Annotated in this window: 27 protein-coding genes; 12 read left to right on the top strand and 15 right to left on the bottom strand. The window is 63.8% G+C overall.

The window, feature by feature from the left end:
- Window position 1 precedes the first annotated feature (1 nt).
- The 9 genes from QM716_RS10835 to QM716_RS10795 all read right to left on the bottom strand — a co-directional run bounded on the left by QM716_RS10835 (window position 2) and on the right by QM716_RS10795 (window position 8,051).
- The gene (locus QM716_RS10835; RefSeq protein WP_283304151.1) at window positions 2-625 is read right to left on the bottom strand and encodes a LysE family translocator; all 624 of its coding nucleotides are present in this window, start codon (window positions 623-625) and stop codon (window positions 2-4) included.
- A gap of 199 nt (window positions 626-824) precedes the next feature.
- Window positions 825-1,667, bottom strand: coding sequence for a DegV family protein (locus tag QM716_RS10830; protein ID WP_283304150.1), 843 nt, complete (start codon window positions 1,665-1,667; stop codon window positions 825-827).
- A gap of 4 nt (window positions 1,668-1,671) precedes the next feature.
- Window positions 1,672-2,454, bottom strand: coding sequence for a diglucosylglycerate octanoyltransferase (gene octT / locus QM716_RS10825; RefSeq protein ID WP_283304149.1), 783 nt, complete (start codon window positions 2,452-2,454; stop codon window positions 1,672-1,674).
- Entirely contained in the window at window positions 2,441-3,115 is a 675-nt protein-coding gene (locus tag QM716_RS10820) for a histidine phosphatase family protein (RefSeq protein ID WP_283304148.1), read from the bottom strand. Before QM716_RS10820 ends, octT begins: the two co-directional genes overlap by 14 nt.
- Window positions 3,112-3,558 (bottom strand): ribosome silencing factor, encoded by a 447-nt coding sequence (gene rsfS, locus QM716_RS10815; protein WP_003944502.1) that lies wholly within the window; start codon window positions 3,556-3,558, stop codon window positions 3,112-3,114. Before rsfS ends, QM716_RS10820 begins: the two co-directional genes overlap by 4 nt.
- A 75-nt stretch (window positions 3,559-3,633) precedes the next feature.
- Entirely contained in the window at window positions 3,634-4,353 is a 720-nt protein-coding gene (gene nadD, locus QM716_RS10810) for a nicotinate-nucleotide adenylyltransferase (RefSeq protein WP_283304147.1), read from the bottom strand.
- 18 nt (window positions 4,354-4,371) lie between these two features.
- Window positions 4,372-5,835: a vWA domain-containing protein gene (locus QM716_RS10805; RefSeq protein WP_283304146.1), complete on the bottom strand. Its 1,464-nt coding sequence runs from the start codon at window positions 5,833-5,835 to the stop codon at window positions 4,372-4,374.
- A gap of 8 nt (window positions 5,836-5,843) precedes the next feature.
- Window positions 5,844-6,725: an AAA family ATPase gene (locus QM716_RS10800; protein WP_230813952.1), complete on the bottom strand. Its 882-nt coding sequence runs from the start codon at window positions 6,723-6,725 to the stop codon at window positions 5,844-5,846.
- 39 nt (window positions 6,726-6,764) lie between these two features.
- Window positions 6,765-8,051 carry a glutamate-5-semialdehyde dehydrogenase gene (locus tag QM716_RS10795; protein ID WP_283304145.1) on the bottom strand — a complete coding sequence of 429 codons (1,287 nt, stop codon included), beginning with the start codon at window positions 8,049-8,051 and terminating at the stop codon, window positions 6,765-6,767.
- 149 nt (window positions 8,052-8,200) lie between these two features.
- Between QM716_RS10795 and QM716_RS10790 the strand changes: the two genes are divergently transcribed.
- The 10 genes from QM716_RS10790 to QM716_RS10745 all read left to right on the top strand — a co-directional run bounded on the left by QM716_RS10790 (window position 8,201) and on the right by QM716_RS10745 (window position 18,273).
- Window positions 8,201-9,304, top strand: a complete 1,104-nt coding sequence (locus QM716_RS10790; protein WP_283304144.1) for an NADH:flavin oxidoreductase/NADH oxidase — start codon at window positions 8,201-8,203, stop codon at window positions 9,302-9,304.
- Between the two features lie 242 nt (window positions 9,305-9,546).
- The gene (locus QM716_RS10785; RefSeq protein WP_283304143.1) at window positions 9,547-10,989 is read left to right on the top strand and encodes an MFS transporter; all 1,443 of its coding nucleotides are present in this window, start codon (window positions 9,547-9,549) and stop codon (window positions 10,987-10,989) included.
- Entirely contained in the window at window positions 10,986-11,852 is an 867-nt protein-coding gene (locus tag QM716_RS10780) for a ribokinase (protein ID WP_283304142.1), read from the top strand. Before QM716_RS10785 ends, QM716_RS10780 begins: the two co-directional genes overlap by 4 nt.
- 119 nt (window positions 11,853-11,971) lie before the next feature.
- A complete protein-coding gene (locus QM716_RS29365) occupies window positions 11,972-12,307 on the top strand; it encodes a MerR family transcriptional regulator (RefSeq protein ID WP_283304141.1) in 336 nt (111 codons plus the stop codon).
- Between the two features lie 7 nt (window positions 12,308-12,314).
- A complete protein-coding gene (locus QM716_RS29360; protein WP_283304140.1) occupies window positions 12,315-12,791 on the top strand; it encodes a GyrI-like domain-containing protein in 477 nt (158 codons plus the stop codon).
- Window positions 12,792-12,830: 39 nt separating this feature from the next.
- Window positions 12,831-14,930 (top strand): RecQ family ATP-dependent DNA helicase, encoded by a 2,100-nt coding sequence (locus QM716_RS10765; RefSeq protein ID WP_283304139.1) that lies wholly within the window; start codon window positions 12,831-12,833, stop codon window positions 14,928-14,930.
- 160 nt (window positions 14,931-15,090) lie between these two features.
- Window positions 15,091-15,606 (top strand): diaminobutyrate acetyltransferase, encoded by a 516-nt coding sequence (gene ectA / locus QM716_RS10760; RefSeq protein ID WP_003944572.1) that lies wholly within the window; start codon window positions 15,091-15,093, stop codon window positions 15,604-15,606.
- Window positions 15,607-15,654: 48 nt separating this feature from the next.
- A complete protein-coding gene (gene ectB, locus QM716_RS10755) occupies window positions 15,655-16,917 on the top strand; it encodes a diaminobutyrate--2-oxoglutarate transaminase (RefSeq protein WP_230813966.1) in 1,263 nt (420 codons plus the stop codon).
- Window positions 16,918-16,932: 15 nt separating this feature from the next.
- A complete protein-coding gene (locus QM716_RS10750; protein WP_003944463.1) occupies window positions 16,933-17,331 on the top strand; it encodes an ectoine synthase in 399 nt (132 codons plus the stop codon).
- Window positions 17,332-17,340: 9 nt separating this feature from the next.
- Window positions 17,341-18,273, top strand: a complete 933-nt coding sequence (locus QM716_RS10745) for a D-isomer specific 2-hydroxyacid dehydrogenase family protein (RefSeq protein ID WP_283304138.1) — start codon at window positions 17,341-17,343, stop codon at window positions 18,271-18,273.
- Between the two features lie 300 nt (window positions 18,274-18,573).
- On the opposite strand, the gene QM716_RS10740 is transcribed toward QM716_RS10745, so the two are convergent.
- On the bottom strand, window positions 18,574-19,476 hold the full coding sequence (locus QM716_RS10740) for an NADP-dependent oxidoreductase (protein ID WP_283304137.1): 903 nt from the start codon (window positions 19,474-19,476) through the stop codon (window positions 18,574-18,576).
- Between the two features lie 18 nt (window positions 19,477-19,494).
- Entirely contained in the window at window positions 19,495-19,890 is a 396-nt protein-coding gene (locus QM716_RS10735; RefSeq protein ID WP_283304136.1) for a MerR family transcriptional regulator, read from the bottom strand.
- A 55-nt stretch (window positions 19,891-19,945) separates the two neighbouring features.
- On the opposite strand from QM716_RS10735, the gene QM716_RS10730 reads away from it, so the two are divergent.
- Complete coding sequence (locus QM716_RS10730; protein WP_283304135.1) at window positions 19,946-21,163, top strand: MFS transporter; 1,218 nt, start codon at window positions 19,946-19,948, stop codon at window positions 21,161-21,163.
- A 61-nt stretch (window positions 21,164-21,224) separates the two neighbouring features.
- Here the strand turns inward: QM716_RS10730 and QM716_RS10725 are convergent, their stop codons facing one another.
- Entirely contained in the window at window positions 21,225-21,701 is a 477-nt protein-coding gene (locus QM716_RS10725) for a VOC family protein (RefSeq protein WP_283304134.1), read from the bottom strand.
- Between the two features lie 92 nt (window positions 21,702-21,793).
- Between QM716_RS10725 and QM716_RS10720 the strand changes: the two genes are divergently transcribed.
- Window positions 21,794-22,651 carry an NAD-dependent protein deacetylase gene (locus tag QM716_RS10720; RefSeq protein ID WP_283304133.1) on the top strand — a complete coding sequence of 286 codons (858 nt, stop codon included), beginning with the start codon at window positions 21,794-21,796 and terminating at the stop codon, window positions 22,649-22,651.
- On the opposite strand, the gene proB is transcribed toward QM716_RS10720, so the two are convergent.
- The 3 genes from proB to rpmA all read right to left on the bottom strand — a co-directional run bounded on the left by proB (window position 22,624) and on the right by rpmA (window position 25,722).
- On the bottom strand, window positions 22,624-23,727 hold the full coding sequence (proB, locus tag QM716_RS10715) for a glutamate 5-kinase (protein WP_283304132.1): 1,104 nt from the start codon (window positions 23,725-23,727) through the stop codon (window positions 22,624-22,626). The two genes, QM716_RS10720 and proB, sit on opposite strands and share 28 nt — an antisense overlap.
- 43 nt (window positions 23,728-23,770) lie before the next feature.
- Entirely contained in the window at window positions 23,771-25,222 is a 1,452-nt protein-coding gene (gene obgE / locus QM716_RS10710) for a GTPase ObgE (protein ID WP_283304131.1), read from the bottom strand.
- Window positions 25,223-25,452: 230 nt separating this feature from the next.
- Window positions 25,453-25,722, bottom strand: a complete 270-nt coding sequence (rpmA, locus tag QM716_RS10705; RefSeq protein WP_003944532.1) for a 50S ribosomal protein L27 — start codon at window positions 25,720-25,722, stop codon at window positions 25,453-25,455.
- Window positions 25,723-25,737 lie beyond the last annotated feature (15 nt).

Raw genomic sequence — 25,737 nt, 5'->3', positions numbered from 1 at the left:
CCTAGGCGAAAGCGCTCAGTACTACATAGACGCCGACGGCTGTGATCACCAGGCCCATCGATCTGAAGACACGTTGTCGAATTCGTGCGTCGCTCAGTTTCTTCGACATGAAGGCCGCGCCGAATGCAAGAGTTCCAAGCCACCCGAATGCCACTGCGGCATCGACAATTCCGAGACTGAGAACGGAATACACCGTCAATGGCTGCGCATACTGCGGCGCCACGAGTAGAAAGAACAATCCGACCTTCGGATTGAGGATGCACGAAACGAAGCCCTGAGCGAATGCACGCCATCCGGTTGGTTGTGCCCGCAGAGCAATTGAATCCAATTCGAGGTCGGAAGTGTCCCGATTGAGAAACTCTCGGACACCCAGGTACATCAAATACAGGCCACCCGCGACATGGAGTGCTGCTGCCGCCATTGGAGTGTGCGCTAGGAAACTTGCCGCTCCAACCGCAACAAGTGCTGCCCATGCAATCGATCCGATTGCGGATCCCGCGGCCACCATGAACCCGAAGAATCGACGTTCAAGCGCAAGTTTGATCACCAGTAGTGAATCGGGACCCGGCGATATCGACAACGCCAGGCAAAGAACTGCGAAACTCGCAAGGTTGCCAATCTGCATGCGACTTCTCTCCCCCTGCGCCCCGAATGCTCTGCGAAGAGTCGTCCCCCGACCCATTCCGACAGCGGTACCGATGAAGTTCGAGCTATCGGCTCACGGCCGAGAATGATACGAGCGAACGAACATCTACGCGATCGATTTGTTTTGATGCATCGACATCAGCACTGTGATCGAGCCACAAAGCAAAGTTCAAGACCGCTCAGGCGCTCGTGTCGATCTCCGGCAACGGGCACACCACAACACCGATCGCGCCAACGCCGACGTGCGCTCCGATAACCGCGCTGAAGTCGGTGACCACGGATTCCGCAACATCGGGAATGCGCTCGGCCAACTGTTCCGCTATCCTGTCCGCACGCTCTCGCGCTCGCATGTGATGCACGGCTATCGCCACACGACCGAGACCAGCGCGCTCGACTGCCGAATCCACCAAACGTGCAAGCGCTTTGGTGGTGGTACGCGTCTTCTCGCCGAGCACGAGCTTGCCGTCCACCAGATGCAGGATCGGTTTCATCGCCAATGCAGTACCCAGCAGTGCAGCCGCAGTTCCGATTCGTCCGCCCCGGCGCAATTGATCAAGTTTGTCGACGACGATGTAGCAGCGCCCACGGCTCGCGACGTCGACGGCTCGGCCGTATGCCTCTTCGAGTGAAGCGCCTTTCCCGGCCAAGCGAGCAGCTTCGAGAACTGGATATCCCAAACCCATTCCGGCGGACTGTGAATCGACGATCCGGACGGCGCCACCGAACTCCTGGGCCGCGACCCGTCCAGCTTCCCACGTTCCCGACAGTTGGCGTGAAATGTGCACAGCGAGGACACCGTCACCGTCGCTCATCTCCAGGGCGCGTGCGTACGCTTCGGACAACTCGGCGGGCGACGCTCCGGCCGTTGTCACTCCCGACAGATCGTTCGGCATTGCGTCGACGCCCTCACGCAAGTCGCAGCCGTCACGGAGCACGTGGAGCGGAACCACCTGAATGCCACATGCTTTGGCCGACTCCTGCGGAATGCAGGCGGAGGAATCCGTGACGACGACGACCGGCACTCTGCTACCCGACTTCGCTCGGTGGTGAGACAAGTTGCGGCGAAACCGGTTTCTGCGACTCGACCCCGCGGATAGCGGCAATCATCGCCCGGGCTACGCCGACGTGACCGTCCCAACCCCAGTGGATACCGTCGGGATTGCCGTTCTCGGAAAAGACGTTGTCGCGCACTGCATCCGCGAGGTCGACTACGGGAACGTCTTTCTCCGTTGCCCACTCGGTGATCGCAGATACCGCAGCCGGCCGGCCGGCGTGCACGCTTGCGTAGGCATCGCTGCGGTGCACGGACGGCAGGGTCGCGATCATCGGCAGTTCCGGCCGCATGTACTCCAACGCATTTCGCGAGCTTTCCAGATACTCGACGCTCAGCTTGGGAGGAAGGGCGACCGGGCGGCCCAGAGGGGCAAGCCGCGGCTGCAGCCACTGATAGCCCTCGCGCACCACGCGTCGAAGCGCGGGAGGACGAACGTAGCGGATGGTCTCGCGGAGTGCGGTGGGCAAGGGGGACGGTAGCGAGTCCATACCGCCGACCGCGAACACGACGGCGCCGGCCCGCGGCACAGCCGCCCACACACGAGGATCCTGAGTCAGTGCCCACCACGCGTCGCGGCACGTCCAGCCGATCCGGGCGACCAGTTCGACATCCCAGCCGAGTTCGTCGGCCACGATATTGGGCCAGATGCGTGGATGATCTGCCGCGAGGCCACCTTTGGGGCCGAAATACGACAGCGAATCCGCGAGCACGAGGAGGACGGGGCGCTGCCCGTCGGCACTGTCAGAGGACGTCATTTGCGACACTCGCAGAAGCATTCCATACGTCGAGTCGCCACTCGATCGACTTGACGTCACCATGTCCGCTGAGTTGCACCCAACTGGTGTTTCCCAATCCACCGAGGACGGCCCAGCGATCGATGGGCAGGTCGAGCAATGCCGCCGTCAGTGCCGCGATCAAGCCTCCGTGCGCCACCAGAACCACGGGCCTCTCAGCCCAGTCCGGGTGCGTCTCCAGTAGTTCGTGAACTACGGGAAGACTGCGGTTCGCGACGTCGATTCGGTTTTCGCCGCCGGGCGGCGCCAAAGTGGCATCCGCCCGCCAGGCAGATCGCACACCGGGAGTGCGCTCGTCGACGTCATGATGGGTCAGGCCTTGCCAATCGCCCAGATGCGTCTCACGCAGACGCGTGTCGGTGAGGACCGGAAGTCCGGCGGCATCACCGACAGCGACGGCGGTGAAGTACGCCCGCCGCAGATCCGAGGACACGATCGTCAACGGTCTGCGATCGGCGATTACCGGACCTGCGCTCTTGGCCTGCGTACGCCCCAACTCCGACAGGTCGGTGTCGAGTTGCCCCTGCATCCGAGAGTCGGCGTTGTATCCGGTCTGTCCGTGACGCAGCAGGATGAGCCGGCGGACAGGGTTCGACGCCGCACTGGGCGCCGATGAAGTCACAGCGAGGGATCCTGCGCGTCCGGCTCGGAAACCGTGTCGGTCTCGAACACCGTGTTGGCGTCGGCGGGGCCGGGACGGTTCTGTCCGAGGCCTTCGACCTCGACCGTCGGGCAGTCCTTCCACAGACGATCGAGAGCGTAGAAGTTGCGCTCCTCGTCGTGCTGGACGTGGACGACGATGTCGGCGTAGTCGAGCAGTGCCCAGCGGCCCTCGCGGGTGCCTTCACGACGGACAGGCTTGTGTCCGGCTTCACGGAGGCGATCCTCGATGTTCTCGACGATCGAGTTGACCTGACGCTCGTTGGTCGCGGACGCGATCACGAAGCAGTCCGTGATGACCAGCTGTTCGGACACATCGAGCACCACCACTTCGGTGGCCAGCTTCTCGTCGGCTGCCAGGGCCGCGATGCGTGCCATGTCGATGGCTTCGGTGTTTGCGCTCACTCGATGTTCTCCAGTTTCGTCTTCAGAAAGTACTCATTGTTCTCGGCAAGCGAGAACGTGCTTTTTAGTTCTCGGCTAGTTCGAGTCGGTTGCGCCCGGGACGGCTTCCGACTTCCCCGGTGCGGGCTCCGACATCGTTGTAGCTCCGTCGCGGCGCTCCGCGTCGACAGGTCGATACAGGTTCCGCTTCGAGATGTACTGCACCACTCCGTCCGGCACCAGGTACCAGACGGGGCGGTCTTCACTTGCCCGACGCCGACATTCGGTCGACGAAATGGCAAGTGCCGGAATCTCTATCAACGTGACCGCGTCGGCGGGCATGGTGTCGAGGTGACCGGCCAGGTGTTCGGCATTGAGATCGAAACCCGGTCGCGATACCCCGACGAACTTCGCCAATGCGAACAACTCTTCCCAATCTTGCCAGGAAAGGATGCTGGCCAGCGCATCGGCACCGGTGATGAAGAAGAGTTCGGCGTCGGGGTGGTAGGCCCGGAGGTCTCGCAGTGTGTCCACGGTGTACGTGACTTTTTCACGATCGACGTCGACCCGAGAGACGGAAAACCGCGGGTTGGAGGCGGTGGCGATGACCGTCATGAGGTACCGGTCCTCGGCAGGACTGACGCCCTTCCCCTGCTTCTGCCAGGGCCGTCCAGTGGGGACGAAGATCACTTCGTCAAGTCCGAACCTGTCGGCGACCTCACTGGCCGCAACGAGGTGCCCATGGTGAATGGGGTCGAAAGTGCCACCCATCACTCCGAGGCGTCGAGCACGTTCCACCGATAGTCCCTTCTGCACGAGTGTCGAGCTTACGGGTCAGACCGGCAGTAGGCGGGACACGACGTCGGCAAGCTGTTGGGCCGAGCGGCACTCGTGCATGCTGATGACCTCGTTGTAGACCTTTGCAGCGGAGTCGCCCGTCCCCCATTGCCCCTTCGGCTCAGGGTTGAGCCAGTGCGCGTGCTTGGCTACTGCCACCATCTGCGACAGCGACTGCAGGTTGGGGTCGCGGTAGTTGTTGCGACCGTCGCCGAGGACCAGCAGCGACGTGCGACTGGTGATGGTCTGCGCGAACTTCTCCTGGAACACACCGAATGCGTGTCCGTAGTCGGAGTGGCCGTCGTAGGTGATCAGTTCGGCTTCACGCACCATCCGTGACATCGCGGACCCGAGGTCTGCGTTCGAGTCGAAGAACCGCGTGACCTCGTCGGTCGTGTCGATGAACGCGAACACCCGCACTCGCGAGAACTGCTCACGCAAGGCGTTCACGAGCAGCAGGGTGAAATGACTGAACCCCGCCACCGAGCCGGATACGTCACACATCACCACAAGTTCCGGCCGTGCTCGCTTCGGCTTGCGCTGCACCAAATCGATCGGCACGCCGCCCGTCGACATGGACTTGCGCAACGTGCGACGCAGATCGATCGAACCCGCGCGAGAGCGGCTACGACGCACGGCGAGACGACTGGCCAGCAGACGAGCCAGGGGTGCGACGTTCTTCTTCAGCGTGGTGAGTTCGGCGTCGGAGGCCCGCAGGAAGTCGACTTCCTCGGCGAGTTTCGGAACGCCATATGTGGCGACCCGTTCCTTGCCCAAATTCTCGGCCGTGCGTCGACGCGTTTCCTTCTCGACCATCTTGCGGAAGTCCGCGATGCGCTGCGCTGCCGTGCGCTTGGCGACCTCGGATTGATAGTCGGAGTTGTCCTTGCCCTCGGACCCGGAACCCTCCTGGTTGCCGAGAAGACCCTGCAGGATCTTGTTGAGCAAAGTCTCCGGGGCGACGTCGCGCAGTGCCTGGTAGGCGGAGAACGACGGGCCGTTGCTCGACTGGTACTGCCCGAGTTCCTCGACCATTGCCGCGGTGAGAAGTTCGGTCAACTCCATCGCCTCGTCGCTGCCGTCTGTCAGCAATTCGGCGATCAGCTCACGCAAGGCCTGCAGATCTATCGAACCGTCGGGCTTACGCGGCAGTGAGACGTCGACGTCTCCGACCGCCCGGTCACCGATCGCTTTGGGGAACCACAGATCGAAGACGGCGTCGAACGTCGCCCGGTGGGTCGGCCTACGCAGGAGCGAGCACGCCAGCCCTTCACGAAGCGCCTCACGATCGAGCAGATCGAGAACCGACATGACCTGACCGGCGTCGACGGTCTCGGACGGGCCGACCATGATTCCGCGTCGTCGCAGCGCCTCGACAAAATCGACGAGGTGACCGGGAATCCCGTGCGGCGCTGCCAGGCCGCCAGGCGAGAGCGGCGACGTCGATCCTGCGGGAGCCATGTCAGACCTCAGTTCAGCCGAAGTTCAGCGGCGGCACGCACCTGGTCCGACTGGTGCTTGAGGATCACGCCGAGCGTGGCGCGAACAGCATCGTCGTCGAGAGTGTCCATGCCCAGAGCGAGGAGTGTGCGGCCCCAGTCGATGGTCTCCGACACCGAAGGGACCTTCTTGAGCTGCATTCCGCGAAGAACGCGAATGGTGTTGACCAGCTGCTCGGCAATCGCTTCGGGCAGTTCCGGCACCCTACTGGCGAGGATGCGGCGCTCGAGGTCCGCATCCGGGAAATCGAGATGCAGGAAGAGGCAACGACGCTTGAGTGCCTCGGAGAGTTCGCGAGTGGCATTCGAGGTCAACACAGTGAAGGGCTTGCGGGTGGCGGTGATGGTTCCGAGTTCCGGAATGGTGACCGCGAAGTCGCTGAGCACTTCGAGGAGCAGGCCTTCGATCTCGACGTCGGCCTTGTCCGTCTCGTCGATCAACAGCACCGTCGGGTCCTCGCGGCGAATGGCCTTGAGCAGTGGACGGGCGAGCAGGAACTCCTCCGAGAACACATCCGCCTTCGTCGAATCCCAGCTGTGGTCCGAGCCGCTTTGGATCCGCAGAATCTGCTTCGCGTGGTTCCACTCGTAGAGCGCACGGGCCTCGTCGACACCCTCGTAGCACTGCAGACGCACCAATTCCGCGCCCGTGGTCTGCGCGACCGCGCGGGCGAGTTCTGTCTTTCCGACACCGGCCGGGCCCTCGATGAGCAGCGGTTTGCCCAGTCGGTCGGCCAGGAACACCGAGGTGGCCGTGGCCTTGTCGGACAGGTAGCCGGTTTCGGCCAGACGTTCGATCACGTCGTCGACGGTCGAGAAGAACGGCGTCGTGTCGGGAAGTGCTCGGTCCACGGTTAACTCCTTGAGAGGTGGGGCAAGTCTGGTCAACGATCAGGCGGGTCGGGTGTGCCCGTCGCCCCAGACGATCCACTTTGTGGACGTCAGTTCCGGCAGCCCCATGGGGCCACGCGCGTGCAGTTTCTGGGTGGAGATGCCGATCTCGGCGCCGAATCCGAACTGCTCACCGTCGGTGAATGCAGTCGACGCGTTGACCATGACGGCAGCGGCGTCGACGCGAGCGGTGAACTCGCGGGCAGCCGAGAGATCGGACGTCACGATGGCTTCGGTGTGGCCGGTTCCGTACTGGTCGATGTGCTCGACGGCAGCGTCCAAGTCCTTGACGACCTTGAGAGCGACGTCGAGGGTGAGGTATTCCTTCGACCAGTCGTCCTCGGTGGCGGGGACCAGTCCAGGTAGGTCACCGTGGACCACGACGTCGTGCATCTGGAGCGCTTGCAGCAGCTTCGGCACGGCGGTCTCGGCGATCGCAGAGTCGACCAGCACGGTTTCGGCTGTATTGCAGACACTGGGCCGACGGGTCTTGGAGTTGAGAAGAATCTTCTCGGCCATCAGGAGATCGGCGGCCGAGTGAACGTAGATGTGGCAGTTACCGACACCGGTCTCGATGGTGGGCACGGTGGCATCACGCACGACTGCGCTGATCAAGCCGGCACCGCCGCGCGGTATGACTACATCGACGAGGCCGCGGGCCTGGATGAGGTGCGTGACCGTCGACCGATCTGCACTCGGCAGAAGTTGAACGGAGTCCTCGGGCAGTCCCTGCGCAACCAACGACGCGCGCAGCGCCTCCACCAACGCTTCGTTGGACTTGACCGCCGAGGACGAACCACGAAGCAGCGCAGCATTTCCCGACTTGAGAGTCAGCCCGAAAGCGTCGACGGTAACGTTGGGACGAGCCTCGTAGACCATGCCGACGACACCGAGCGGAACGCGCTGCTGGCGTAGTTCCAAGCCGTTCGGCAGAGTGGATCCACGAAGCACCTCACCGATCGGATCGGGTAGCCCGGCAACCTGACGCAAACCCGACGCGATGCCCTCGATCCGGTCAGCGGTCAGCCGAAGTCGGTCGAGCAGTGATTCCTCGGTGCCGCCGGCCTTCGCAGTGTCGATATCGAGAGCGTTGGCCGCGAGAATCCGATCACTGGCCGCGAGTACCGCGTCGGCTGCGGCGTGGAGCGCAGCGTCCTTCTGCGCGGTGGTCAGCAGAGCCAGGACACGCGAAGCCTTACGGGCTCGGCGTGCGGCGTCGTGCACGACGGCCTTGGTGTCGGACGCATTCGAGTCGACGGTTTCTGCGGTGGATGTCACAGCGGTCATGAATACACATTAACCACCCACCGCGGCGGACTGCTCGGCGGAACAAGGCTGTGACCACCCGAGAACATTTCGACGGACCGCCGGGGAACAATTCCGGCGCGCGGCACTGTTGCACCCACCGACCTTCTTCTTCGAGTCAGGAGCCATCCGTGAGTGTGTTGTTCGAGCCATTGACCCTGCGCGGCGTCACCATCCCGAACCGCGTCTGGATGGCACCGATGTGCCAGTACTCGGCTGACGTCATCGGCGACCAGGTGGGAGTGCCCAACGAGTGGCATCGCACGCACCTGGTGAGCCGTGCGATCGGCGGCACCGGACTGATTCTCACCGAGGCGACGGCCGTCAGTCCCGAAGGCCGGATATCGGCAGCTGATCTGGGAATTTGGAACGACACGCAGGCGCAAGCCTTCGCCGAGATCAACGCACAACTCGCGTACTTCGGCGCAGTGCCCGGGATCCAGTTGGCCCACGCCGGACGCAAAGCGTCGACGCAGGTTCCGTGGCGCGGCGGCAAGAGCCTGCCTGCCGACGACCGTCTGTCCTGGCAGACAGTTGCTCCCAGCGCGGTTCCGTTCGGTCATCTCGCCGATCCGGTCGAGCTCACCATCGAGGGCATCGAAAAGGTCGTCGCAGACTTTGCAGCGGCGGCAACCCGTGCATTGAAGGCCGAATTCAAGGTCGTGGAAATTCACGCGGCCCACGGATACCTGATCCATCAATTCCTCTCCCCCGAGAGCAACAAGCGAACGGACCGCTACGGGGGCAGCTTCGAGAACCGCATTCGGTTGCTCCTCGAAATCCTGACAGCAGTCCGCGAGGTGTGGCCGGCCGAGTTGCCGCTCTTCGTCCGAGTCTCGGCAACGGATTGGCTGACGGAAGAGCGTGGGCTCGAGGTTGACAGCTGGACCGCCGATCAGACCGTTGCCCTCGCCAACATCCTCTCCGACTACGGAGTCGATCTCGTCGACGTCTCCACCGGCGGTAATTCACCGGCGGCGCAGATTCCGGTGGAATCGGGATACCAGGTTCCGTTCGCCCGCCGCCTGCAGAACGAGAGCGTGCTGCCGGCCGCCGCCGTCGGCCTCATCACCGAACCCGAACAAGCCGAGAAGATCGTCGAGGACGGAAGCGCCGTGGCCGTGCTCCTCGGCCGCGAGCTGCTGCGTGATCCGTACTGGGCGCGCCGGGCGGCTCGGGAACTGAACGCCGAGGTAGGACCGCATATCCCGTCGCAGTACGCCCGCGCCTTCTAGCCCGAAAATCGGCTCCCGCGCACAACTTTGATAGCGTAAGCGTCTTACTTGCCGGTAGTCCGGAGCCCTCTGGGCTCCGGACACTGCTGCGGGCCAGAGCCGTGCGACGGGGGTCGCAACGAGCCACAGGGCACGCGGACGCTCGATTTCCCGACCGGCTCATCGGCGAGTGGGCAACGAAAGATGCGTGCATCAGGTACGTGCCCCGCTCGGTTCGATGATTGCGCTGGGGAGCGCATGTCATGACTACACCAGAGAACTCGATCAGCGCTCTCGAAGTGGCCGAATCACCCGATGTCTGCGTCACCGACAATGCGTCCGTCAAGCGCGCGGTCAAGGCGACGATGCTCGGAAATGCCATGGAGTGGTTCGATTTCGGCGTTTACGCATATCTAGCTACCACTATCGGAAAAGTGTTCTTCCCGGACGCGAGCGGCAGCGCTCAACTCCTCTCGACCTTTGCAATTTTTGCGGCAGCCTTCATCGTCCGCCCCCTCGGCGGATTGTTCTTCGGCCCACTCGGTGACCGCATCGGACGCAAGAAAGTCCTGGCCACCACCATCATTCTGATGGCGGGCAGTACCTTCGCCATCGGCCTCATCCCGAGCTACGAATCCATCGGTATCGCCGCCCCGATCCTGCTGGTACTCCTACGCCTACTGCAGGGCTTTTCCACCGGCGGCGAATACGGCGGGGCCAGTACGTTTGTCGCTGAATACGCGCCGGACAAGCGGCGCGGCTTCTTCGCCAGCTTCCTCGAATTCGGCACCCTGGCAGGATATGTGGCGGCAGCGGGCATCGTCACGATCATCCAGACCGTCGTCAGCGCCGAGGACCTCCTCCAGTGGGGCTGGCGCATCCCCTTCCTCATTGCCGGACCGCTGGGTCTCATCGGCCTGTACCTCCGTCTGCGCTTGGAAGAAACCCCCGCGTTCCAGATGATGGAGCAGGCCGAAGAGCGCTCCCTCGCAGACGAATCCACCGGCAAGAAGCTGCGCGAAACTCTCGTCGACAACTGGCGACCGCTCGTTCTGTGCATCGTTCTCGTGGCCACGTACAACATCGCTCACTACGGCCTGCTCAGTTACATGCCGACGTACTTGACCAACACGTTGGGTTACGACGAATCCCACGGACTCATTCTGATGATCATCGTCATGATCGTGATGATGATGGGAATCAGCTACGTCGGAAAGTTCTCGGACCGAGTCGGGCGTAAACCATTACTGCTCAGCGGGTTCATCGGATTCTTCGTCCTTTCCCTGCCCGCATACCTGTTGATCGGCGTCGGCAACTACGTGACGGTCTTCCTGGGACTCGCAATTCTCGGCGGATTGCTCCTGCTGTTCGTCGGAGTGTTCCCGTCCGTGCTGCCCGCACTGTTCCCGACCGGAATCAGATACGGCGGCTTGGCAATCGGATACAACCTCGCGGTCTCCATCTTCGGCGGAACCACTCCCCTGGTGCTGACCGCCCTCGAAAGTGCAACGGGCAGCAACCTGGTCGCGCCGATGTACATGATGATCGCGGCAGTGATCGGCGGCATCGCGGTACTGCTCATCCCCGAGACGGCGCGCAAACCACTCGACGGTTCGCCGCCCTCCGTCGCCACCGACGAGGAAGCACGTCGGATCATCCGCAAGGTTCGCCGAAAGAGAATGAAGGCCGATAACCTCGAGGTATGAGCACGCCTCGAATCGTCGTCGTCGGCAGTATCAACATGGACCTGATCACCTCAGTGTCCAGATTTCCCGCTCCAGGAGAAACGCTGCTCGGCACTGCCTTTGCCACCACGGCGGGAGGCAAAGGCAGTAATCAGGCCATCGCCGCCGCGAAGGCAGGAGGCGACGTTTCGTTCATCGGAGCGGTCGGCGAAGACAGTTTCGGCACCCAGTTGCGAGACACGCTCGAGGACGCCGGCGTCGACACCGCATTGCTACGTAGTGTCGACGGCCCGAGTGGCGTTGCCGCCATCACCGTCAGCGAGGACGCGGAGAACAACATCATCGTCGTCCCAGGCGCCAATTCCTCGGTCACCTCGTTGTCCGACGCAGACCTCGACGCGATCGCACACGCTGACGTTCTCCTGTGCCAACTCGAAATACCCCTCGACACGGTCACCGCAGCGGCCCGGCACGCACGCGCCAACGGAACAACCGTCATCCTCAATCCTTCGCCGGTGCAAGACCTTCCGGGCGCACTGATCGAGTCTGTCGACATCCTGATCGTCAACCAGACCGAGTCGGAGCAGTTGGCCGCGGGCACCGGTCACGTCCGATACCTCGTCACGACGCTCGGGGCAGGCGGCGCGGACCTTCGGTCCGGTGATGAGACCGTCCACGCCGATTCCCCGGCCGTGACACCCGTGGATACAACCGGCGCAGGCGATGCCTTCACCGGGGCCTTCGCCGTGGAGTGGGTGCAGGACCATGAACGCGCCCTGCAGTTCGCTGCCACGGCGGGAAGCCTGGCGACGACGGTTCGCGGCGCTTCGGTGTCGTCGCCTACTCGCGCTGCGATCGAGAAAGTGCTGAAGCGTCAGGCTTGACTCTGACACAGCAAGCTCGGCTTGACTCTGACACAGCAAGCTCGGCTTGACTCTGACACCGTGTGAGGTCGTAAACCTGTAGGTGTCGGGTTCGTGAGGGAGAAACGGGGCGAGTAACCATGTTGAGCATCGGAGACTTCGCGAGAGCAGGTCGTGTGTCTGTGCGCATGCTCCGCCACTACGACGCCATCGGCCTGCTCACACCCGCGAGGGTCGACGTATCCACCGGGTATCGCTCGTACACCGCGGGCCAGTTGGCGCTGCTCAACCGCATCGTCGCGCTCAAGGAGTTGGGCCTGACCCTGGCCCAGGTCCAGCAGGTGGTGGAGTCGGCGGTCACCGTCGACGAGATCCGCGGGATGCTCACGCTTCGCCGAGCAGAACTCGAGACCCGGATCCAGGAAGACACCGCGCGACTGGCGCACGTCCAGCCGCCTCCGCATCATCGAAAGTGAGGGACAGATGTCCGCATACGAGGTTGTGATCAAGTCCGTTCCGGCGCTGCGGGTCGCGGAGTTGACCGGTACCGCCAAGACGATGGATCCGTCATCGATCGGTCCGGTCGTTCGCGGGTTGTACGAGCGGCTTTGTACCGGTTTGGATCGTGCCGGTGTCGTCCCGGTCGGACCCGCTGTCGCCTACTACGAGGATGCCGGTGACGACGAGGACGTCGTCGTACATGCCGCGCTACCGGTCGACGCGGATCCCGAGGGCGACTACGAGTTCGCTGTGGTGGACCTGCGGGCCGAAGAGCACGTGGCCTCGCTGCTGCACAAGGGTTCGATGGACAACTGCCTGCCCGCCTATCAGGCCTTGGCTCAATGGATCGACGCAGCGGGATACCGCAATGCCGGCCCCAGCCGTGAGGTGACGCTGGCGTGCCCGGAAGATGTCGACGGCTGGGTCACCGAGCTCCAGGAACCTGTTGCCAAGGCCTGAAGCCCGCACGTGTCGGCAGGGTCGTGCACCATGGGGTCCATGACCACCGCCACTGCCCCAGCCATGCGCGACGAAGCCGAGCGGCTGCTCCGCGAACTCGCGGGGCCGGATGCCCGCCTACGCGAGGACCAGTGGACGGCCATCGAGGCGCTGGTGGTGCAACGCAAGCGTGCCCTCGTCGTCCAGCGGACCGGCTGGGGCAAGTCGGCGGTCTACTTCATCTCGGCGAAGCTGCTCCGGGCGACAGGCCACGGCCCCACGGTCATCGTCTCTCCGTTGTTGGCCCTGATGCGAAACCAGGTCAGTTCTGCCGAGCGTGCCGGGGTGCGAGCCGCAACCATCAACTCGGGCAACGTCACCGAATGGGACGACATCCACGCCCGCGTCGCAGCCAACGATCTCGACGTACTTCTGGTCAGCCCCGAGCGCCTCAACAACCCCGACTTCCGCGATCAGGTTCTGCCGTCCCTGGCAGCTGATGCCGGCCTGGTAGTGGTCGACGAGGCTCACTGCGTTTCCGACTGGGGACACGATTTTCGTCCCGACTATCGGCGCATCAGAACGTTGATCGCCGAACTCGGCGAGGGCATCCCCGTCCTCGCGACCACGGCTACGGCCAACAACCGCGTCGTCGAGGACGTGTCCGCCCAACTCGGCGTCGGCGGCGAGGAAACGCTCGTACTTCGCGGCGGGCTCGAACGCGAGTCACTTCACCTCTCCGTGGTTCACATTCCCGAGGCGACGGCGCGCGCTGCCTGGCTCGCCGACATGCTCGAGACGCTGCCGGGATCGGGCATCATCTACACGCTGACGGTCTCGGCCGCACGCGACCTCGCAAGCCTGCTGTCCGAACGCGGGCATACCGTCGCTGCCTACACGGGCCAGACCGATCCCACCGAACGTGAATCCCTCGAGCAGGACTTGTTGGGCAATCGCGTCAAGGCCCTGGTGGCCACCTCGGCCCTCGGAATGGGCTTCGACAAGCCTGATCTCGGGTTCGTCGTCCATCTCGGCGCACCGTCGTCGCCGATCTCGTACTACCAGCAGGTGGGCCGCGCTGGTCGTTCCACCGACCGGGCCGACGTGATCCTGCTGCCGGGCGCCGAGGACAAGCAGATCTGGAGCTACTTCGCCTCGGTCGCCTTCCCCCGCGAGCATCTGGTCCGCAGTGTTATCGAACACCTCGACACCGAAAAGGCCACGTCGACACCGGCACTCGAACCTCTGGTGGAGCTCAATCGCACGCGTCTCGAGATGGTCCTCAAAGTTCTCGACGTCGACGGTGCGGTCAAACGTGTCAAGGGCGGGTGGATCAGCACCGGCGAACCTTGGGTGTACGACGCCGAGCGCTACAGCCGACTAGACGACGCTCGCCAGGCCGAGCAGGCCGCAATGGTCGAGTACCAGAGCATCACGACGTGTCGAATGACCTTCTTGCGTGAACAACTCGACGATCCTGGACTGACCTCGGAGAACTCACAGTGCGGACGCTGTGACAACTGCACCGGCAATCGCTACGACACCACTGTCGACACCGCCGCCCTCGACGAGACTCGGGCACGCTTGCAGCGCCCCGGATTCGACCTCGAGCCGCGCAAGATGTGGCCGACCGGTCTGAGCAAGCTGGGCGTCAAGCTCTCTGGGAAGATCACCGAGGGACCGGAAACCGGGCGCATTCTCGGACGGATGTCGGACCTGGGCTGGGGCCAACGTCTCCGCACGCTTTTCGACGGTCCCGACGCAGAGGTACCCGATGCGGTGGTCAGTGCGTGTATCAGCGTTCTGGCGGCTTGGAATTGGGCCGAGCGCCCCACCGGTGTCATGGCCCTCGAATCCACGACGCATCCGTTGCTGGTGTCGAGCCTGGCTGCCAAGTTGGCCGAGGTCGGGCGATTGACCGACCTGGGCACCCTTCGCTTGCGACCCGACCACCCTCCGGTGTCGGCAGCGAACTCCGCCTATCGCGTGTCCGGACTGGTCGATGTTTGGGAAGTCCCGGACATGAGTATCCACCAGGGACCAATACTTCTTGTCGACGCAATCGCCGATACCGGTTGGACTTTCACGATGGCCGCACGCGCACTTCGACAGGCTGGCGCTCACTCGGTACTTCCGCTGGCGCTCGCGAGCCCGAAATAGCGAGTTTTTGCCCGAAATAGTCGCTCTGACAACGGCAAAAGTTACATAATGTGAGCACCATCACATTCATGTCCTCACCTGGGGCGCAACGGGTTCCACACGGCCCGAAACGGACATCTGCATGACTTCGACAGCAATGATTGTTACGTTCAGATGACCGATGAAGCCTGTTGATACGAGAGCTATCCCGACCACCGCGCCGGACGCGGTGTTGTTCAGAAGCCCACAGATCGATGACGGAGTCCGGCTCTGGGAGATCGCACGTGATTCGAAGGTGCTCGACCTCAATTCTAGTTATGCATACCTGTTGTGGTGCAGGGATTTCAGCGCGACGTCCATCGTCGCAGAGGTAGACGGCCGCGTAGTCGGATTCGTTTCCGGTTATACCCGTCCCAGCGCACAGGAAACCCTGTTCGTGTGGCAAGTCGCGGTCGACGAGGACCAGCGCGGCAAGGCAATTGCTGCCCGCATGCTGTCCGACTTGATGGATCGCACTGCCCCACTGGGTGTTACACATCTGGAGACGACGATCAGCCCCGACAACGAGGCTTCGATCGCACTCTTCACTGCGCTCGCACGTCGACGCGAAGTACCGATAACCAGGCAGACCTTGTTCTCGCCCAACGATTTTCCCGATGGACACGAAGCCGAAGATCTTTACACGATCGGCGCCTAGCGCACTTCGCGCTCGGCATACAGCATGCCCCGGAGGAACAAAGAAGATATGAATATCAACGAAGCAAGCATTTTCGAAACCCTCGAGTCCGAGGTTCGCAGCTACTGCCGTGACTGGCCTGCAGTGTTCACCAGCGCATCCGGATCCTGGATTCGTGACGAGAACGGACGCGATTACCTCGATTTCTTCGCCGGCGCCGGCGCACTCAACTACGGCCACAACAACCCGGTGCTCAAATCCGCACTGGTCGACTACATCATGAACGACGGCATCACGCACGGCCTCGACATGTCCACCGTCGCCAAACGCGAGTTCCTGGAGACCTTTCAGCGCAACATCCTCGAGCCGCGCGGCCTGGACTACAAGGTCCAGTTCCCCGGGCCGACCGGCTCGAACACCGTCGAGGCTGCACTGAAACTGGCTCGCAAGGTCACCGGACGTTCGGCAGTCATCAACTTCACCAACGCATTTCACGGAATGACACTTGGTGCACTCTCCGTGACCGGTAACTCGATGAAGCGCGCGGGCGCCGGTGTCCCCCTCGTGCACACGACACCGATGCCCTTCGACAACTACTTCGACGGTGTCACCGAGGACTTCCAGTGGTTCTCCCGCGTTCTCGATGATTCCGGTAGTGGAATCAACCGCCCCGCGGCAGTGATCGTCGAAACCGTGCAGGGCGAAGGTGGCGTCAATGTCGCTCGCCCCGAATGGCTTCGAGCGCTGGCAACACTGTGCTCGGATCGCGGAATCCTGCTGATCGTCGACGACGTCCAGATGGGTTGCGGCCGTACCGGCCCGTTCTTCTCCTTCGAAGAGGCCGGAATCGTTCCCGACATCGTCACGCTGTCCAAGTCGATCAGCGGCTACGGAATGCCCATGGCGCTCACGCTGTTCAAGCGTGAACTCGACGTCTGGGGACCGGGCGAGCACAACGGCACCTTCCGTGGCAACAACCCCGCGTTCGTCACCTCCAAGGTGGCACTCGACCACTACTGGTCCGACGACGCACTGACCAAGACAACGCTGAAGAAGGGCGCACGCATCAGCGAATGCTTCGCCAATCTCTCCGATCAGTTCCCCGGCGAGGTCTCTCACCGCGGACGCGGCCTGGTTCAGGGCTTGGTCTTCGACCAGCCGGAGCGCGCCGGAAAGGTGTGCCAGCTCGCATTCGACGAGGGGCTGCTCGCCGAGACCTCCGGACCGTCCGACCAGGTTGTGAAACTGCTTCCGGCACTGACGATTACCGACGAAGAGCTCGAGCACGGCCTCTCCATCCTGGCCGAGGCGACACTCAAGGTCTGCAGCTAGAGGAAGGACTCTCCCATGATCGTTCGCACCACCACCGAGATCACCGACACCGACCGCGACATCACGAGTGAGGACGGCAACTGGCGCAGCAAGCGCATCGTCCTCGGCGGCGACCGCGTCGGGTTCTCGTTCCACGAGACCACCATCAAGGCGGGTTCGGTCAACGAGTTCCATTACGCCAACCACGTCGAGGCTGTCTGGCTCGTCGAGGGCACCGGCAAGCTGATCGACCTCGACAACAACAAGGAATACGATCTCGCACCGGGGTCGATGTACCTGCTCAACGGCCACGAGCGTCATCGCGTCGAGCCCGACACGCAGATGCGCATGCTGTGTGTGTTCAATCCGCCGGTCACCGGGCGCGAGGTACACGACGAGAATGGTGTCTACCCACTGGTGGAGGTCCCCGCGTAGCGTCTAGTCATGGCGACTGACACCTCTCCACGCGTAGCGATCGGCCCCGTCCCCGATGCACTGCTCGACAGCGCGGTGCTTCGGGGCGGTGGTCTGATCAGTCCGATCGACACTGCCGACGCCCTGATCTGGGCGGGCTCACCCGAAACCTTTCCGTCGGAGTTGCCGGCGTCGGTCAGGTGGGTGCAGTTGCCGTCGGCGGGAATCGAGGATTGGTTTGACTCCGGTGTGATTCCGAAGGATACCGACATCACGTGGACCTCGGCGGCCGGCGCGTTTTCGGCATCGGTGGCCGAGCACGCGCTCATGCTGCTGTTGGCCGGAGTTCGTCACCTGCCCGCGCACATCGAAGCTCGAACGTGGCGTCAGTTCGAGTTCTTTCCCAAGATTGGCACCCTCCGTGGTTCGACGGTTGCGATCATCGGCGCAGGCGGTATCGGCCGCGCGCTGATTCCGATGCTGGCCGCGCAGGGGACGGACAGCATCGCAGTCAATCGTTCCGGTAGCCCGGTTCCCGGAGCCATCTCAACGTACCCTGCATCCAGGATGGATGAAATCTATTCTTGCGCAGATCACTTCGTGATTGCGGCCCCTGCCACCCCGGCCACCCGTCACCTCGTGGGCCGCGCACAGTTGGCAGCGATGCAACCCCATTCCTGGGTGATCAACGTAGCGCGCGGATCACTGGTCGACACCGACGCGCTGGTCGAGGCGATCGAGTCGGAACAGATCGGCGGCGCCGGACTCGACGTCACCGACCCCGAACCCCTCCCTGACGGTCACCCTCTGTGGGATCTGACGAATGCGATCATCACTCCCCACGATTCCAATCCGCCAGGCGTTCGCCCCGCCGCGTTTGCGGATCACGTCTCCAAGAACGTGACCCGCTTCGCGAAGGGCGAGGCGTTGGCTGCCGTCGTCGATCCGGTTGCCGGCTACTGAGTACGTCGGTGATTCCCGCCTCGGATCCTGCGGTTGCAGCACCCGATCCGAGGCGAGGGAACTGTTCGGTGGAAAACACGATCTCCACCGCTACGTCGAAATACGTTGTTCTGAGAAATTCGAGTCGGCGCACCACGTGTAGAAATTGGGCGGTCGGTGCCTCGTCAGATACGGAGCCCCACCGTGACGCACGGTCGGGAGTAGGACTCGCACCGCCTCTTTCCCGATCTAGGTCCATGTTCTCCATTCGTCGGGTGGCGTGTTCCGTGCGCTGTCGACGGCCGTGTGAGCGTCCGGCTATCAGGGCGCGAGGAGGATCTTCCCAGCCGGGTGACCCGTGTGGCTGAGCTCGAGAGCGTCTGCGGCGGACTCGAGTGGGAAGGTCTCGCCGATACGGACCGTGAGCGCGCCCCGAGCGGCGATCGCGACGGTCTGCTCCAACTCGTCGTCCGGGTGCCGCACCCACGGGATGTCCGCGGCGCGGGAATGCTCGTCGCCCCACGCCGTCACTGCACGGCCGCCCTCGACGAGCACTGCTCGGGTCGCGTCGACTGATTCTCGTCCGCCGACCGCGTCAGCGCTGGCGGTGATCGGGCCGAGCCGGCGGAGTGCGGAGGCGAGGGCGTCGCCGTAGAGGACGGGGATGGCGCCCAGGGAGCGTAGGTAGTTGTGGTTGCGGGCCGAGGCCGTGCCGATGACTCGTGCCCCCTGGTCGAGCGCGATTTGCACGGTCGCAGCTCCGACGCTGCCCGCGGCCCCGTGCACCAGCAGCGTGTCTTCGTCTGTGATGCGGAGGTTCTGCACCAACGAGTAGCCCGCGACCGCCGAGGAGGGCAGGGCGGCGGCCTGCTCGATGCTCACCGCCTCGGGGCGCGGCACGACCAGGCGTGCGTCGATGACGAGCTGCTCCCGGTATGCGCCGCCGTGGGCCCCGGCGATCACCGCATCGCCGACCGAGAGGCCTGCGACCCTGGGGCCGACCTGCTCGATGATGCCAGCGCTCGCCCAACCGGGCACATGCGGGAACGGGGCGCGGTCGGTCTGACGGAAATAGCCGGCGACCATCTTCCAGTCCACCGGGTTCACGCCGATCATCTCCTGGCGGAGACGCACCTGCCCAGGGCCCGGGGCGCCAGGGCGCTCGTCTTCCGCCCGGAGGACGTCAGGGCTGCCGTATGCGTAGTAGGCGATGCGCTTGCTCATAGCCGAGACGCTAAAGCCTCACGCTGGTGTGAGAGTCAAGTCGTCGTGGTGCACCGCAACAGGTCTCGGGCTCGCGGAGATGACCGTCTCCAGGGCCTCGACGGAGGCGCGGAGCGTTTCGATCCGGGTCAGCAGTTCGTCTCGTTCAGCGACGAGCTCGTCGTAGAGGTCCGAGCAAGACAGGGCGACGCCGTCGGTGTGCTGGGCCAAGCAGGGCAGGATGTGCTCGATCTTGCGTGTGCTGAGCCCGGCCGCCAGCAGCGCCTGGATGCGCTGCACCTGGGTCACGTCCGCGTCGTCGTAGACGCGGTATCCGCTGGGCAGCCGAGTCGGCGAGAGCAGGCGCTGCTCCTCGTAGTAGCGCAGCGAGCGGATGCTCACCCCCGAACGCCTGGACAGCTCACCGATCCGCATCTCGCGCTCCCTCCGCTTGACTCTCACGCCCATGTCAGAGTTTAGCGTCGATCGCATGATTGCTTCCGCTGACATCTCCCGGCCGGTCGGTGTGCCCCGGCTGCTGTCGTTCGCGTTCATACTGGGCGCGTTCGCCCTGGGCACCTCGGAGAACGTCATCGCCGGCATCCTGCCGCGCCTGTCCGAAGCGCTCGACGTGCCCATCTCCGATGTGGGGCTACTCGTGACCGCCTACGCCGGCACCGCCGTGATCCTCGGCCCGGTACTCGCGCTGATGACCGCACGGATGCCGCTGCGCACGCTCACGATCGCCGCAATGACAATCTATGCAGGGGGAACCGTGTTGGCTGCGGCTGCACCGACGTACCCGGTGCTGATGGTGTCGCGGATCATCACTGGGTCGATGCACACCCCGGTGCTCGTCGCATTCATGCTCACCGCCCTTCGCCTTTCGCGAGAAGGCGAGCGCGGGCGCACGGTCGGGCGGATCACCCTGGGGCTCGGCGTCGCAACCGTGATCGGGGTGCCCGTCGGCAACGCCCTGTCAGAGACCCTCGGCTGGCAGTGGGCATTCGCACTGATCGCCGCGCTGATCGGCGCGACCTTGATCATCGTGGTCGCCGCGTTCCCCGACGATCGCTCCGCGCGCGGCGAGACCGGCTGGCGATCCCTGCGCGTCCTTACCCGCGCCCCGGTTGCCGGCGGGGTGGCGATGACGGCGTTGGCCGGATTCGGAGCTATGGCCCTGCTTGCGTTCGCGGTGCCCTTCCTCACGAGCACCGGCATCGACGACCGCGCAGTGGCCCCGCTCTTGCTCCTGCACGGAGCTGCGTGCCTGGCGGGCAATGTCATCGGCGGCAAGTTCGCCGATCGCGGTCTCGGCCGTGCCCTCACCCTCAGTCTTGGCAGCACCGGCCTCGCCCTCCTCGTCGCCGGGCTGATCGGCGGGAGCGTGGTCGGGGCGGTGGCGGGCCTCGCCCTGGTCGGGATCACCTACTCCTCGACGTTCCCGCCGTTGAACACGTGGATCGCGACGAGTGCGGAGGGTATCGCGCCGGACCTCGCCCTCGCGGTCAACAGTTCCGCGTTCAACATCGGCATCGCCGCCGCGGGATGGGTCGGCGGTGCCGCTCTCGCGGCGGGGCACAGAGCAGCACACCTGCCCTACCTCGGTATCGGAGCCCTGATGATCGCTGTCGTCATCTCGCTCCTGCTGCGGCACATACGCAAAGCTCCGGCCGCCTACGAAGCAGATACTGCTCTGTATCAGTAGAGCGATCACCGCGAGAACCCAGGCACATACGCCTAGTCAGCTCCGCTGCCGATCCTCGCTACTACGGCGACTCCACATCCGGGAAGTACAGCGCCCGTGCCCGCCGAGCAACCTCCTCGGTGGGCACGTCCTCGATCTTGGTGCACACCGCCCACCGGTGCCCGAAGGGATCGAGGAATACTCCGTGCCGGTCACCTGAGAACGCGTCGGCAACGGGTGAGACGAGCTTTCCGCCCGCGTCGACAGCGCGGGCGACAAATGCATCCGTATCCGTCGTGTACACGACGATCGACGAGTGCACCCAGCCGTCCTGCGGTGATTTGAGACCGAAGTCCGGCATCTCCTGCGAGAGTTGCAGCATCGAATCGCCGATCCGGATCTCCGCATGCATGAGGGAGCCGTCAGGTGCGTTCATCGCATCGACTATCTCGGCTCCAAGTGCTCGCTTGTAGTAGTCGAGCGCGGCATGGCCGTCCGGCACCGCGAGATAGGGCGTGATAGTGCGGTAACCAGCGGGAATTGGGTTCACGATGTTCATGTTTACGAGTATTGGCCATCGCACACGTGTTCTATTGAACATTTCGGACTTCCTCCGCACCTCCATTTCGCACACGCGCCTATCCTGGAACAGTGCCTACCGACAACAGCCGCCTCGACGCCCTTCCTGAGCTCCTGGCCGGCCGTCGCCTGGCAATTCTGACCGGCGCAGGCATCTCCACCGACTCCGGAATCCCGGACTATCGCGGGCCCGATTCACCCCCGCGCAATCCGATGACGTTCCAGCAGTTCATCGGCGATCCGGCGTTTCGACGGCACTACTGGGCGCGCAACCACATCGGCTGGCGATACATGGACAGCTCCCGGCCCAACCAGGGCCACCGGGCCGTCGCAGCACTCGAGCGAACAGGGCGAGCCGTCGGCGTGATCACCCAGAACGTCGACCTCCTGCACACCAAGGCCGGCGCGCGAAACGTCATCGACCTCCACGGCACCTACGCGCAGGTTCGATGCCTGAGCTGCCAGCGGCTGATCTCCCGCACCACGCTCGCGGAGCGACTGGAAGAAGCCAACCCCGGATTCACCGAAACAGTCGCTGCTGCAACGGGAGTCGAGATCGCACCCGACGCAGATGCCGTGATCGAATCCACCGCGCATTTTCACGTCGTGAATTGCGCCGTGTGCGGTGGATTACTCAAACCAGACATCGTCTACTTCGGCGAGTCCGTCCCCAAGGAACGTGTGGCCCGGGCGTACAGCCTCGTCGACCAAGCCGACGCGCTGTTGGTAGCAGGGTCGTCGTTGACCGTGATGTCCGGCCTACGTTTCGTCCGGCATGTCGCCAAGACCGGGAAGCCGATCGCCATCGTCAATCGTGGCTCGACCCGCGGCGACGAATTCGCTGACCTCAAGCTCGAAGTCGGTTGTGCTGAAGCACTTTCCGCCCTGGTCGAGCACGACAGTTACAGCGCCACCAAGTCGTCCGCGTGAACCACGGGACGCTGCATGTCGGCCGGTAGATCGGCGGTGGAGCGCCCCAGGATCTCCTCGATCTCCGTAGCGTCGAACGCAACGACACCCCGGGCGACGGGCTTCTCCCCCGGCCCCATCAGGGACACGACGTCGCCGGCGTGGAAGTCACCGGATACGCCGACAATGCCCGCGGACAGCAGGCTTCGACGCTTGGACACGACCGCGCGAACGGCGCCTTCGTCGAGGTGAAGGTCACCCTGTGTGTCGGCGGCGTGACGGACCCAGAATCGGCGAGCCGACAATCGCGTCGGCCGCGGCGCAAAAGCGGTTCCGACATCGGCACCACTGAGTGCTTGCGCGGCGTCCGAGGCCGCCGCCAGCAGCACCGGCACTCCGGAATCAGCGGCCAGGCGTGCTGCTGAGAGCTTCGACGCCATGCCTCCGGTACCGAGAGCGCCACCCGAGCCGGCAACCACACCGTCCAGATCCTCGGGACTGTTGACCTCGGGAATCAGTGTGGCATCACCTTTTCGGGGATCGCCGTCGTAAAGACCGTCGACATCCGACAACAGGATCAACGCGTCGGCGCCGACCAGATGCGCAACCAGAGCAGCCAGCCGATCGTTGTCACCGAACCGAAGTTCGGTGGTGGCGACAGTGTCGTTCTCGTTCACGATTGCCACCGCGTGCAACGCCCGCAGACGATCGAGCGTCCGTTGAGCGTTCCGGTGCTGCGTCCGTCGAGCGATGTCATCCGCAGTGAGAAGGACCTGCCCGACGGTGCGCCCGTACCGGGCGAACGACGTACCCCAGGCGTGAGCCAGCGCCAACTGTCCGACGCTGGCCGCAGCCTGCTTGGTCGCGAGATCCCGCGGTCGCTTGGTCAGCCCCAGCGGCGCCAATCCAGCGCCGACGGCACCGGACGAGACGACAACAACATCGGAACCCGCACGCATGCGGGCCTCGATGGCATCGGCCAACAGATCGAGTCGGTGAGTATCGAGTCCCGCCACCAGACTGGTGAGAGCAGACGACCCGATCTTCACGACGATACTGTGAGCCGACGCTATCGACTCTCTGGTGGACCCGAGCACAGTCCCGTTCCCTCTCTTCGGTTTTTCGTCCTGAAATCGCGTGTCAGGCGTCTTCGTCAAGCAGGCCGCGGCGGACGCGACGAGCATGCTTGCGCTCGTCTGCGCCGATGCGCTCCACCTGATCGAGACGCGGATCGGTTCCACGGCCCGTGCGGGTCAGGTCGATACCGGCCGGCGTCATCGGCTCCCACTCGAAGCTCACGTCACCGATGGTGACGGAAGCCCCTGGCTGAGCGCCCTTCTTGACCAATGCGTCCTCGACACCCAATCGAGCAAGACGGTCGGCGAGGTAACCCACCGCTTCGTCGTTGTCGAAGGCGGTCTGACGAATCCACCGCTCCGGGCGAGTGCCGCGGACGACAAACCCGCCGGGAATATCGGGATCCTTCTCGATGGTGAAACTGGAATCCTTGACCTTGACCGGGCGAATGACCTGACGCTTCGGTTCGGGCTTCGGATGAGCTTCGCGGTAGTCACGGACCATCTTCGCCAGCGCGAAAGTCAACGGTCGCAGGCCTTCTCGGCTCACTGCCGAGATGGTGAAGACCGGCCATCCGCGCGCTTCGATCTCAGGCGTGACCATTTCGGCCAACTCGGCCGCCTCGGGAACGTCAGTCTTGTTGAGGATCACGACACGCGGACGCTTGTCGAGGTCACCGAGTCCCGAGTCGCCGGAGAGCGCGGGCGTGTATGCAGCCAGCTCTGCTTCCAACGCGTCGATGTCGGAAATCGGGTCGCGTCCCGGATCGAGAGTGGCGCAGTCGATCACGTGCGCCAACACGGCACAGCGTTCGATATGGCGCAGGAAATCCAGGCCCAAACCGCGTCCTTCGCTGGCACCGGGGATCAGCCCGGGCACGTCGGCGACGGTGAAGGTGGTGTCACCGCTCGAGACGACGCCGAGATTGGGGACCAGAGTTGTGAAGGGGTAGTCGGCGATCTTCGGCTTGGCCGCCGAGAGAACGGACACCAGTGAAGACTTACCGGCAGAGGGGAATCCGAGCAGACCGACGTCGGCTACCGACTTGAGTTCGAGAACCAGGTCACGCTCGACACCGTCCTCACCGAGGAGTGCGAAACCGGGAGCTTTGCGGGCCTTCGACGCCAGCGCTGCGTTACCGAGTCCGCCGCGGCCGCCCTGAGCGGCGTCGTAGCGCGAACCGACTCCCACGAGGTCGGCCAGCACGTTGCCGTCGGCATCGAGAACGACAGTGCCATCGGGGACCTTGAGGATGAGGTCTTCACCGTTTGCACCCTCGCGGTTGCTGCCGGCGCCCTGCTTGCCGTTGGTCGCCTTCGCGTTGGGATGGAAGTGAAAGTCGAGGAGGGTGTGGATGTTCTCGTCGACTACGAGGATGACGTCGCCACCGCGACCTCCGTTGGCACCGTCCGGACCGCCGAGCGGTTTGAACTTCTCGCGGTGTACGGAGGCGCAACCATTGCCGCCTTTTCCAGCGCTGACGTGCAGCACAACACGGTCAATGAATCGGGACATGACTGCCGGATCCTTCCTCAGTCAATTGCGGGTCTCACGCGATGAGCTGAACTTCTGGTGAGCAGGGTTGCTCGGGGTAAACAGGTACTGCTTAAACAAACGATAGGGGCGGACCGGGTTATTTCAACCCTGGTCCGCCCCTATCGGGAGCTTGGAACGCGTCACTCTCTTACCGAAAGTAGAACCGGCTTACCGAAGTAGAACCGATGACGCACAACTAGCGAGAAAGACTAGACCTCAGCCGCAACGACGGCCGGAACGATGTTCACGGTCTTGCGTCCACGCTTCTGGCCGAACTCGACTGCACCGGCAGCGAGAGCGAACAGGGTGTCGTCGCCGCCACGGCCGACGTTGACGCCGGGGTGGAAGTGCGTGCCGCGCTGGCGAACCAGGATTTCGCCTGCGCTGACCGACTGGCCGCCGAAGCGCTTCACGCCGAGGCGCTGGGCGTTTGAATCGCGACCGTTACGGGAGCTGGATGCACCCTTCTTATGTGCCATGCTATTGACCCTCCT

This window comes from Rhodococcus sp. IEGM 1409, assembly GCF_030056735.1.
Lineage (GTDB): Bacteria > Actinomycetota > Actinomycetes > Mycobacteriales > Mycobacteriaceae > Rhodococcus_F.
The sequence above is the reverse complement of the archived record's forward strand: the minus strand, read 5'-3'. Positions and strand labels throughout refer to the sequence as shown.